The organism is Xylanibacter rarus (assembly GCF_001275135.1).
Lineage (GTDB): Bacteria > Bacteroidota > Bacteroidia > Bacteroidales > Bacteroidaceae > Prevotella > Prevotella rara.
The window spans coordinates 1-12,353 of sequence record NZ_LFQU01000001.1 but is presented as its reverse complement, the minus strand read 5'-3'; the positions used below and the strand labels follow the sequence as shown (position 1 = coordinate 12,353).

Annotated in this window: 7 protein-coding genes; 2 read left to right on the top strand and 5 right to left on the bottom strand. The window is 48.7% G+C overall.

Going from position 1 to position 12,353, the window contains the following annotated elements:
* Positions 1-431 precede the first annotated feature (431 nt).
* From ACU52_RS00040 to ACU52_RS00015, 5 genes are all read right to left on the bottom strand, one after another.
* Positions 432-1,442, bottom strand: coding sequence for a class II fructose-bisphosphate aldolase (locus ACU52_RS00040; protein WP_021855229.1), 1,011 nt, complete (start codon positions 1,440-1,442; stop codon positions 432-434).
* A 582-nt stretch (positions 1,443-2,024) separates the two neighbouring features.
* The gene (locus tag ACU52_RS15950; RefSeq protein WP_053397311.1) at positions 2,025-3,854 is read right to left on the bottom strand and encodes a MutS-related protein; all 1,830 of its coding nucleotides are present in this window, start codon (positions 3,852-3,854) and stop codon (positions 2,025-2,027) included.
* A gap of 865 nt (positions 3,855-4,719) precedes the next feature.
* Entirely contained in the window at positions 4,720-7,689 is a 2,970-nt protein-coding gene (locus ACU52_RS00025; RefSeq protein WP_053397310.1) for a PEP/pyruvate-binding domain-containing protein, read from the bottom strand.
* A gap of 9 nt (positions 7,690-7,698) precedes the next feature.
* Positions 7,699-7,908: a hypothetical protein gene (locus ACU52_RS00020; RefSeq protein WP_021855226.1), complete on the bottom strand. Its 210-nt coding sequence runs from the start codon at positions 7,906-7,908 to the stop codon at positions 7,699-7,701.
* A 360-nt stretch (positions 7,909-8,268) separates the two neighbouring features.
* On the bottom strand, positions 8,269-9,141 hold the full coding sequence (locus ACU52_RS00015; RefSeq protein WP_082335088.1) for a PepSY-like domain-containing protein: 873 nt from the start codon (positions 9,139-9,141) through the stop codon (positions 8,269-8,271).
* A 616-nt stretch (positions 9,142-9,757) separates the two neighbouring features.
* On the opposite strand from ACU52_RS00015, the gene ACU52_RS00010 reads away from it, so the two are divergent.
* Entirely contained in the window at positions 9,758-11,044 is a 1,287-nt protein-coding gene (locus ACU52_RS00010; RefSeq protein ID WP_053397308.1) for an O-acetylhomoserine aminocarboxypropyltransferase/cysteine synthase family protein, read from the top strand.
* A 230-nt stretch (positions 11,045-11,274) separates the two neighbouring features.
* Positions 11,275-12,353: Glu/Leu/Phe/Val dehydrogenase dimerization domain-containing protein (locus tag ACU52_RS00005; RefSeq protein WP_053397307.1), on the top strand; the 1,079-nt coding region annotated here is incomplete at its 3' end.

Genomic DNA, 12,353 nt, shown 5'->3' with positions numbered 1-12,353 from the left:
TGAATCACAATATTTTAGAGTGTGACGAGTTGAGAAGTCAACTCATCACACCATATCTCACTGACTGTCAAAACGTTAATGGCGCTTGTGATGAGTGATGAGTTTCTAAGAAAAAAATTCTTTAATTAATCCGACACTTGCCACAGCCTATGCCAAAGCATAGCTTTCGCAACGCAAAAGGACGTATTCCGGCATGCAAAAGCACACGTTTCACAATGCGGTTTAGTGCCTTTTACAGGCAATAGCAGCATATATACAGATGAAAGTAATGCCTGCACCGCGGCATATCCCGCAAGATATCAACAATTATAAATGTCGGGAAATGGGATGAGAGGTATGGCTGAAAACAATAAAAGTGAAAATTCACTGTGGAATTTTCACTTTTATAAATATCTATGCACTTATATTTCTTAATGTGCCGAATGTCAGAATTAGTCGAGCTGAGCCAGCTTGTTGTCTGAACCGAGCACGTTTGTGATCTTGTGCTTGTACATTTCCTCCATGAGGTCGCGTGCAGGTCCGCAGTATTTACGCGGGTCGAACTCAGCAGGTTTCTCAGCCAAAGTCTTACGAACAGCAGCTGTGAAAGCCAGACGAGAGTCTGAGTCGATGTTAATCTTGCAAACGGCGCTCTTAGAAGCCTTGCGAAGCTGCTCTTCAGGAATACCAACAGCGTCAGGCAGTTTGCCGCCGTACTGGTTGATGATGTCAACATATTCCTGAGGAACTGAAGAAGAACCGTGGAGCACGATTGGGAATCCGGGAAGCTGCTGCATGATAGCATCAAGAATATCGAATGCCAATGGAGGAGGAACCAGGCGGCCTGTCTTCGGGTCGCGTGTGCACTGCTCCGGCTTAAACTTGTAAGCTCCGTGGCTTGTACCGATAGAGATAGCGAGAGAGTCAACGCCTGTCTTGCTTGTGAAGTCGATAACTTCCTCAGGCTTTGTATAGTGAGAAACCTCAGAAGCAACCTCGTCCTCAACGCCGGCGAGCACACCGAGCTCACCCTCTACAGTAACGTCATACTGATGAGCATACTCAACAACCTTTTTAGTAAGAGCAACATTCTCGTCATAAGGCAGGGCAGAACCGTCTATCATAACAGAAGAGAAGCCCATGTCTACACAGCTCTTGCAAAGCTCGAAGCTGTCACCGTGGTCAAGGTGAAGTGCTATCTCAGGATGAGCGCAGCCAAGTTCCTTAGCATACTCTACAGCACCCTGAGCCATATACTCGAGCAGTGTCTGGTTGGCATAGTTGCGCGCACCTTTAGAAACCTGCAGGATTACCGGAGACTTCAGTTCTGAAGAAGCCTTGATGATAGCCTGAAGCTGCTCCATGTTATTGAAGTTGAATGCCGGAATGGCGTAACCGCCGTTAATGGCTCTTTTAAACATCTCGCGGGTGTTTACCAAGCCTAGTGTCTTATAACTTACCATAATACCTTTTTTTATGTTTTATAAATAAACGTTCTGTTACACAGCGCAAAGTTAGTATTTTAATTTCTCAATACAAAAGAATAATCCAACTTTTAGTGTTGCATTCCGGTGAATTTTCAGATTAATTGTACATTGCCCAAAAACGGCATAATATTTTGCAATGTGAGTTTTACAATTAATTGCAGAATGCCAGACATGTGCCGCGGCATAAAAACATAAAGGAAGCAAAACTGTTAAAAGACGGTTATTTAGATAAGGGCATAAAAAAAGGAGTACCGCTGTACTCCAACCTTGTTAACCTTAAATCTAATACTATGAAAAACACGATGCAAAGGTACGGATTTTTTACTAATATGCAATATTTTGAGTGTATAAAATGCAATATAACAGTGATTTGTTGATTTAAATCAATATTTAAGGCGAGGAGTTAAAGTAGTTAGAGGAGTCAGAGTAGTTAAAGTCATTGGTTTTGTTGATATATTTCAATAAATTTTCTGCTATCTTTACAAACCGGACATAACCTGAATACTAATGACTTTAACTACTCTGACTCCTCTAACTACTTTAACTCCTTAAACGGAACTATATCTCCTCTATTATCTTCTTCAGCAGATACGTGGCGTTCTGGTTGCGTGCCACGCCGGGCGTTATCTTGTAGGTGTAGGTTATGTTGCCGCCCAGCTCTATCTCAAAGCACCAGTTGTGGAAGCGCGACGGGGCGTCGTCCTCCATCTTCGACAGTTCGAGGTCGTGGGTGGCTATTATGCCTGACACGGGCAGGCGGGATATCTCCTGAAGGAAAAGACGCGAGCCGTTGAGCTTGTCGAGCGAGTTGGTGCCCTTCAGAATCTCGTCGAGTATTATCAGCGTGCGGGCTGCATGCTTGCAGCTCTCTATCAACTGGCGCAGACGGAGCAGCTCGGCGTTGAAGTAGGATATGCCGCGGCTCAGGTCGTCGGCGGTGCGCATGCTGCTGAAAAGGTTGAACACCGACACGCGCAGCGACTCGGCAAACACGGGCATTCCGTTCATTGCTAGAATGTAGTTGACGCCGATAGAGCGCAGGAAGGTGCTCTTGCCGGCCATGTTTGCACCGGTTACGATATAATAGTTGCCGTCATCAATGGTGAAATCGTTGCGCACGGCCTTGGCTCCAAGGAAGGGATGATAAATGCCCTTGGCCTCATACACCACTCCGGCGGCCTCAACCACCTCTGCCACAACAGCCTGCTGCTCGTTGTAGCTGTATACGGCCATCGACACAAGAGCGTCGATCTGGCTCACGCATCCGGTCCAGTCGGCTATACGCTCCATATAGTGGCGCTGCCATCTGAGGAAACGGCGCACGAGGAAAAAGTCGCTCAGGGCAAACATGTTGAACAGAATAAGTCCGATGAAGTTACCACGACGGTCGAGACTTTTCAGAATATCTGACAGCTCTCCAAACGAAGTCAGCGCGCCGTCGTCGCCCGATGTCAGCCTGTTGCGCAAGTCGCGCAGGCATTCGCTCTCAAACTCTTCACTGCCTATGTGGCGTATCAGTCCGATATAGTCGTGCAGATGTGCATGCAACTTCTCGACGGCGCGGCTTATCTGGCGCAGCGACCTCATGTTGAGGGCTATGACGAGGAACATCTGCACCACACCCCACATGACGGCAAGCGACGACGGGACAATGCCCACTATTGCCAATACCATGACGGCAATGAAGCCTGCTATGGCCGCCCACGCCACCACGAGGGCAAGCATGCTGCCTGCCTGAGGAGCAATGTTCATGGCGCTAATCTCACTGACAACACGATTTATCATCGCCGTGTCTATGGCTTCGCCCTTCTTCTTTGTGTCCGACGCCAGGCGCTGACCGAGCGCCAGAAACTCCGTGCGCCAGCTCTCCATGCCCGCCAGTTCGGCTATGGCGCGGCGGCGTGCCTCTATCTCAGCCTTGTCTTTAAGCAGACTTTGGAACGATGAAGCCAGAAAGTCGCTTCCGCCGGTGGTTACCGTGCGATTAATGCGGTTGAAGAGCGAGTCGCGGCCGAACACGTCCATGTCGTAAGTGAACGCGTGCGACGAGTCGATGTAGCGGCTTCCGCTGCCAAAGCAGCTGTAGTCGCCGCGCAGATAGCTCAGTTCCTTCTCATACACCTGGCGCCGGCGGCGCAGCATGTCGGTGGTCTCGCTGTTGCGCACGTCGGCACGGCGAGCCACTACATAGGCTGCCATAAACGCCACGGAAAGGCAAAGCAGACCTACGGGCAGTCCGCGCAGGCAGAAAAACACAAAGGCCAGCACGGCAAGGCAAAACGTTACAAGCTCCATTGCCACATAGGTGCGCCCCTTGCGCTTCAGCCGCTGTATCATGGCCGACAGGCTTTCTACCTGCCGCGAATAAAACTCTTGTCTGTTGTCCATATTCTGTTTTTTCTTTTTATTGTTATTATTATGTATTCGGTTTTACCAAAACGGCGTTAATTTCACTGCAAAAATAATGCTTTAACGCGGCTTTCGGGGCATCTGCCTACGTAAAAAGAGTTAAACCCCTATCTGCACTCCCGGCCTAATATTGTTTTCATCCGCCAGGCGCCATAATGCTTTCATTTGCCTTTCAGCATCATTCCGGCTGCCTTCCTACAGCCTTTATCCGGCCGGGCGTTTACTTAATGAAAGCGTTACATCATGCCATGACACTACAAGCGGCCAATACGTGCCACTGAACATACAGGAGCAGGCGTACAGAAAGGGCAAGAAAAACTTTTACAAAGTTTTCTGACGAAACAGAAATTCAAGTCTTACGAAATGTTAAGGCATTTGACATCAAAAGGCAGAAAGGTTAATGTATTTAACACATAAAAGACGTTTTACGCTCAAAAAGATATGTTTTCACACTGCAATCCACTGCTTTTCATAACATAAAAGGCCATGTTTTGCCATGTAAAAGACTGCATTTCACAACGGAACAGACATTATTTCAGTTTATCAAACCATAAAAAAAACGCCGTAAAGCACTACATATCAGAGAATTACATAAACCGCACATTTTCTGCCGTTTTCACGCCAAAATGTATTCCGGTTTCAAATACTGCCGTCTCAGGGGCTCAACCGGTTTGTTCAGACCGCAAAGTTTTCTGTTCTCACGACACATGGAACTTATCAGAAGCAAATACGCAACCGTCTAACAAATGTGCATACAGGCACCTCCATAACACATGACAGCACAAAAAAACGGCTGCCCCACCGCTAAGTGGAACAGCCGCGATATAATAATAAAAAGTAAGCGTCAGTCATCTTCAGGCAGCAGAACGATGCCCTCCTGCTTCATGCCGTCCATCATTATCTTAAGCGGACGGCTGAAGCGCACGTGGCGCACAGACTCCGTTTCGTACACTGCCGGCATGGCGTCGAGCAAATCCTTACGGTAGATACCGTCGTCTTTGTAATCGTCAATGGTAAAATAGCCAACGCCAAGACTTGTTACGTTCTGGAAGAAATGTGAGCCCTGACTCGGATCGATGCGATAGTTTGCCAGTCCGGCCTCAACAATCAGACAGGCAGCACTGATGTATGCCCACTTTACGGGAACGCCAAGCCATGAGTCGCTAGAGCCCCAGCGGCCCGGTCCGATAAGAATGTAGTTCTTGTTTTCCTCAACAAACTTATGGTTGATATGCTCTATTTCACTTGCAATGAGCGGATTGTTTGCCGCCGTGAAATTCTCGTCAGCCTTAACGTATACTATGTCCATTATCTCGTTGCTGACGCCATGTCCGAGCGAATTGTGAGAACGCAGCAGGCATCGCTTGTCGTCAATCTTGGTCAAGTCTTCGTCAAGCATCTGCTTGCAGTCTACGATAGGACGCATCTGCAGCAGATAGAATTCTCCCGTGCGGTCGTTGTTTATATTGCATGCGAACTCTATCTCAACCGGACGCCTCATGCCCTCGGCTCCGTATTTCATAGCCATTTGCATCAGTTCGGGCAGCGGGAAAGCCCCGTTCTGCAAGACGCCGCAGAACGAAACCACCTTCCAGCCTTCATCATATGCCCCCTTGCGCAGCATATTGTTATAAGGATCGAAAGTAGAGGCTATGTATGTCAGGGCGCCGTCCTTGTCGGCATCAGCCACGTCAAGCTTGAGAATATTAAATCCGTCGTCAACCTTAAAGTCGTCGCCTACGTCCTTCATGTCAAGAGCATAAAACTGTGTCTGCGTCTGACTAAGCGCAAGCTCAACCTTACTTGTCTGCATGACATGGTCAGGATGATACGGACTTACGCGCAGCGTCTGTCCTCCGTCTACGATATACTTACCCAGTCCGAGCGCAAGACTCGCAATGCCCTGCTCTGATGTCTCGTTGCCTACAGGATAATAGTTGATGGAACGCAACACGCCTGATATATTAGGATAATAGCGGTCTCCATATTGTTTGCCGACCACTTCCTGCAGCACTACAGCCATCTTCTCCTGGTCTATCACGTTGCTCGTGGCCGTCATGTATGCCTTCGAGTCGCGATAGTAGACCGAGGCATACACACTCTTTATGGCGGCGGCAAGCATCTGCAGCATCTGATACTTGTCGTCGAGCTTCGGTATCATATATGTCGAATATATGCCGGCAAAGGGCTGATAGTGAGAGTCTTCGAGCAGGCTCGACGAACGTATGGCAATAGGACGGTCGGTTGCCTCGAAGAAGGTGAGGAAGTCTGATATATACTTGTCCGGAAGCTGCGCCTTCAGGAAGTGGTGCAGTATTTCCTCGTCGCTGGCATCACTCAGGGCTATCTGATAGAGGTTGTTGCTCTCCATGAACCTGTCGAACACATCGGTGCAGAGCACCACGGTCTTGGGTATCGACACCTTGACGCCTTCGCGCTCGCTAAACTCAGGATGGCTCTTTATTATATTGTCGAGGAAAGCCAGTCCGCGGCCTTTTCCGCCAAGAGAGCCGTCGCCGATACGTGCAAAGTGGGCGTAGCGGTCGAACTTTCCGCGGTCGAACACAGCCACGACACCTATGTTCTTCATGTGGCGATACTGCACAATGGCCTCAAAGATAATCTTGCGGTGAAGGTCAACATCCTGCAGCTTGTGCCACGTAACGTTCTTCAGAAACTCCGAAACGGGGAATATCGCCCTGGCACACAGCCATCGGCTCATGTGGTTTCGGGATATGTGATAGAGCATCGAGTCGTAAGGTATCTTGAAGATATTGTCCTGCAGCTCCTTCAGCGTGCGCACGCGCATCACTTCCTCATGCGTCTTCGGGTCGCGGAATATGAAGTCGCCGAAGCCCATGTGCTCCTCCATGAGTCTGCGCAGGTCGAGGTTCATCTTCTTTGAGTTCTTGTCAATAAACAGGAAACGTTCGGCCTCGGCCTTCTTGCGGTTTTCGCTCTCGCTGCTTTGCAGTATCAGCGGTATGTATTCGTTGTCCTTCCTTATCTCGCGGAGCAGCTTCAGTCCTGCCTCGGGGTCTTTCTCTTCGCCCTTCGGGAAGCGGCAGTCAGAGATTATTCCGAGCGTATTGTCGCGGTATTTCGTGTAGAGCTCCATAGCCTCATCGTAGTTTCTTGCCAGCACCACCTTAGGCCTGCCCCTCATTCGCAGCGCGGCGCTGTGGGGGTTGAGTGCCTCCGTGGCGAAGCTTTGGCTCTGGGCGAGGATAAAGCTGTAGAGAGTGGGCAGCAAAGACGAATAGAAGCGTATGCTGTCCTCCACGAGCAGAATCATCTGCACGCCTGCCTCGGCAATGTCGTGTTCAAGGTTCATCTTGTCCTCTATCAGTTTTATGATGGACAAAATCAGGTTGGTGTTGCCCAGCCAGCAGAACACATACTCAAAGATTGACAGGTCTTCGTTGACCATGCGGCGCGTTATGCCGTGAGAGAAGGGCGTAAGAACGACGCAGGGAATATCGGGAAACTTTGCCTTTACGGAACGTGCCACCGTGAAGGCGTCGTTGTCTGCATTACCGGGCATGCATATCACGAGGTCGATGCTGGTAGAGGCCAGCACCTCGGCAGCCTCCTCCGTGGTGCTCACCTGGGTGAACGTCGGCGGATAGCGAAGACCTAGCTCGGTGTATTCGTTGAATATCTTTTCGTCAACACGGCCATCGTCCTCAAGCATGAAGGCATCATACGGATTGGCAACTATAAGCACATTGAATATGCGATGTGTCATAAGGTTCATGAACGACACATCCTTCAGATAAAATTTTTTCCACTGCTGTGGCTCGTTTTCGCTCATATCGTTATGTCAGTTATTATGTTTTTTCTCCTTATAAAGACAATAAAGCGTGGCTACAAGCATGCACCAGAACATGAGAATAATGACAAACAGGCTGAAACTGCCGACAAAAGGCAGCAGCAACAGGGCTGGCATGGCTGCGCCCAAAAGCAGCAGGAACAGCTCACGGCGACGTGCCACCGGCTTGGCTAAATGCGAATAAAACTTAAACAAGCCCATACTTTACAGTCTTTCTCAGATTAGACAAGATTAAACCCCAACCGGTCATTAGACCGCACATAGCTTTACCTATTTTGTGCTTTCATGCTTTCAGCCCGTATTTTTGTCTCTAATAGCGTCTTTTTGCCGGCTTCTTCTTGACATAGCACGCTATGCCTGAAAAAATCTAACGAAAAGCCGCTCTATATTAAGCAAAATCCTGACCGAATACTAATAACGATTTGGGTTAAAAGTCTTTTTCCGCAAAGATACTAATAAAGTAAGAAAAGAGTGAAACAATATCAAAGTTTTTTGACATTATCCCACTAAAAAACGAACGGAGGCACAAACATGTGCCCCCGCCCGCAGCGTTAAAATTATTTAGTAATCTATCACCTCGGTTATAGCGCCGTCGGCGGTAACCTTAAGGTCTTTGTCATAGTTGTCGAGATCAATCAGATAATAAGCCTCTCCGGCTGCAGTCTCGATATAGTCGCAGTCGTCAATCACCTTTCCGGGATATGCGGCGTTGACAGCAGCAAGGATGTTGGCAGGAATGTCTCTCTTGCAGTCGGTTGAAGTCTGCACCCAGTTGTATGAGCTGTCAAAGCGTATCTCTATGCTCTTGCCGCCGTGGCGTATGTCAAGCTCGTATCCGTTGCGCTCCTTCTCAAAGTCAACCACCATGGCTCCTGCATAGTTGGCGTCTACATAAGCCTGTATTTCGGCTGGCATCTGTCCCGGCAGCAGTCCTTCGTTGCGGTCGTCGTCCTGGTCCTGAACGTCTCTGAACAGTGTTCCGGCTACGTCAAAGTAGAGGTCGTGGTCGGGCTGTCCGGCTTTCTCCACCTCAATCTTGTAAATTGTCTCATAGCCCTTGCGCTGTATTTCGTCGATGTCGTCCACAGTCCACTGCTGCTGCGCATACACCGTAAGTGCATATCCGTCCTGCACAGCCTGTGGCAGAGCCGTAAGGTCGCGGCCGTGGTCAACCTCGGTCATCATCCATGTTCCGTCGCCCATATACCATGCATCATGCTCCTTGCTGTCCTTGATAAACTCGGCAACGAGATATCCGTTGGCCTCCATCTCCCACTCTACATGCTGCACTCCGGCATATTTCTGACTGAAGGCTTCCTGCACAACGCCAGGCACCTGAACCTTGTCGTCATCGTCGTCGTCATTGCAGGATGTTGTAACCAGTGCGCCGAAAGCGCAGATTGCTGTCATCTTCAAAAAATCAATTGTTCTCATAATAATCCTTTTTTCTGTTTATACTGTTGTTTCTTTTTTACATTTATTTTTCTCAGAGGAGCCTTGTCTGTCCCTCGGCAACATCGCCGCGCGGCATATATTCTCCCTTTGTTTTTTGCAAATAAAGCAACCGAATCTGAAAACAATCTGAAAAATCAGGAAAATATGAGATTATTTTCTGCTTTTTTTATTTTATCCGACCATAAGCAGCGAAAAGTTCATGCGGCGGCATTTACACCTTATTATAATATTAGTAATGCGTAAACGCATCATAACAAAAGTCAATTAAGCCATAGAATATTCGTTCAATCAATTTTTTATGCTAACTTTGCAACACTTAACCCAGCTGTCAGCCATGTAAGACAAAGCGTGCATACCGTTTAAATGTCATTATATTTTAAGCAACGCACATGGCATTTTGACAAACATAAGCACACTTATGCTGACAATAAGGCAACGGCGACGACAAAGCAAACAATAGGTAACAACCCGGCAGAACGGCCCCTGGACATGAGCGGCACATCATTATGCCGCTGAAGACAGTCCCTCAGCAACAGGCCGCTGCATAGAGGATAACAAAAAAGCATAACATATATAAACTAACAAAACTGGAAAGATGAAGAAAAATCTGAAACCGTCTACACTCTGCGTGCGCGGAGGATGGGAACCTAAAAACGGCGAACCGGTGCAGCCGCCGATAGTTCAGAGCACCACATTCAAATATGACAACAGCGAAGAGATGGCAATGCTGTTCGACCTCAAGAAGGAAGGATATTTCTATACACGCCTGCAGAACCCGACAAACGACAATGTTGCAAAGAAGATTGCAGCTCTTGAGGGCGGCGTCGGCGCAATGCTTACGTCGTCAGGTCAGGCTGCCAACTTCTACGCCGTGTTCAACATCTGTGAGGCAGGCGACCATATCGTAACGTCAAACGAAATTTACGGCGGAACCTACAACCTGTTCGGCGTTACGATGAGGAAGCTCGGCATAGAGTGCACCTTCGTCAACCCCGAAAGCAGCGAGGAGGAAATACAGAAGGCTTTCAGACCTAACACAAAGGTTCTGTTCGGCGAAACAATATCTAACCCGGGCTGCAAGGTGCTCGACATTGAGAAGTTTGCACGCATCGCACACAAGAACGGCGTGCCTCTCATCATAGACAACACCTTTGCAACACCAATAAACTGCCGCCCGTTTGAATGGGGATGCGACATAGTTACCCACTCTACCACTAAATATATGGACGGACACGCAACACAGGTGGGCGGTTGCGTGGTTGACAGCGGCAACTTCGACTGGGACGCGCATGCCGACAAGTTCCCCGGACTGACCACTCCCGACGAGTCATACCACGGACTTACATACACAAAGGCCTTCGGCAAGATGGCTTACATGACCAAACTCACGGCACAGCTGATGCGCGATCTCGGCTCTATACCGTCGCCGCAGAATGCCTTCTTGCTCAACCTCGGCCTCGAGACACTCGCACTGCGCGTGCGCCAGCACTGCGCCAACGCCCAGAAGGTGGCAGAGTTTCTGCACAATGACCCGCACGTGGCATGGGTAACCTACTGCGGACTGAAGGATGACGCAAGCTACGAGCTGGGCCGCAAGTACCTGCCCAACGGCTCATGCGGCGTAATGTCGTTCGGACTGAAGGGCGACCGCGACACAGCAATAAAGTTTATGGACTCGCTCGAGCTTATAAACATAGCCACACACGTGGCCGACGCCCGCTCATGCGTGCTGCATCCGGCAAGCCACACACACCGCCAGCTGAGCGAACAGCAGCTGAAAGAAGCCGGCATAGCTCCCGACCTGATACGTCTGTCGATAGGTATCGAGGATGCCGACGACCTCATTGACGACCTGAAGCAGGCTCTGTCGAAAATCGACTAAAAGTTACATTTTTCATATAGCGACAACAGCGGAGGCGACATTGTAACACATGTTGCCTCCGCTTATTTTTAGCCATTAGGGGGCAAAAATGCCAATTATAATGTAAAAAAGTACAAAAAGTAAGTTTCATATATCAAATAAATTGGATTTTCCTTGGCAGTTACACAAGAAAAGACTACATTTGTCATCAAGAAAACGACACAATGTTAGTTTAACTAAAAACATATACTATGGAAGTCCAGAAAATAATGCAAGACCTGGAAATGAAGCATCCGGGCGAAAAAGAGTACTTACAAGCCGTAAGAGAAGTGTTGGAATCAATTCAAGACACTTACAATCAGCATCCTGAGTTTGAGAAAGCCAAGATTGTTGAAAGAATGGTAGAACCTGAGCGTATCATCACATTCCGTGTAACATGGGTTGACGATAAAGGTGAGGTACAGAACAACCTCGGTTACCGCGTTCAGTTCAACAGCGCTATCGGCCCGTACAAAGGCGGTTTGCGTTTCCACCCGGCTGTAAACGTATCTATGCTTAAATTCTTAGGCTTCGAGCAGACATTCAAGAATGCATTGACCACTCTGCCTATGGGTGGCGGTAAAGGTGGTTCTGATTTCAACCCGGTAGGCAAGTCTGACGCTGAAATCATGCGTTTCTGCCAGGCATTCATGCTCGAACTTTGGAAGAACATCGGTCCTGACACAGATATTCCTGCAGGTGACGTTGGTGTTGGTGGACGTGAAATCGGTTTCTTGTACGGAATGTACAAAAAGCTCGCTCGCGAATACAACACAGGTGTGTTAACAGGTAAGGGTTCTACATGGGGCGGTTCTATCCTTCGTCCTGAGGCAACCGGTTTCGGTGCTCTCTACTTCACACAGCACTTGCTCCACAAGGCTGGCAAAGACATCAAGGGTCTGACAATTGCATTGTCTGGATTCGGTAACGTAGCATGGGGTGCTGCAACAAAGGCTGTTGAACTCGGTGCAAAAGTTATCGCAATATCTGGTCCGGACGGCGTATGCGAGATACCTGAAGGCATCACAAAGGACATGATTGACTACATGTTGGTAATGCGCGCTTCTAACCGCAACCAGGTTTCTATGATGGCAGACAAATTCCCTGGCAAGGCAATATTCACTCCTGGAAAGAAAGCATGGTCTGTTAAGTGTGACCTCGCACTTCCTTGCGCATTCCAGAACGAGCTGAACGGTGACGACGCTAAAGAACTTATCGCTAACGGTACATGGTGCTGCTGCGAGGTATCTAACATGGGATGTACACCTGAAGCTATCCACGAATTCCAGTC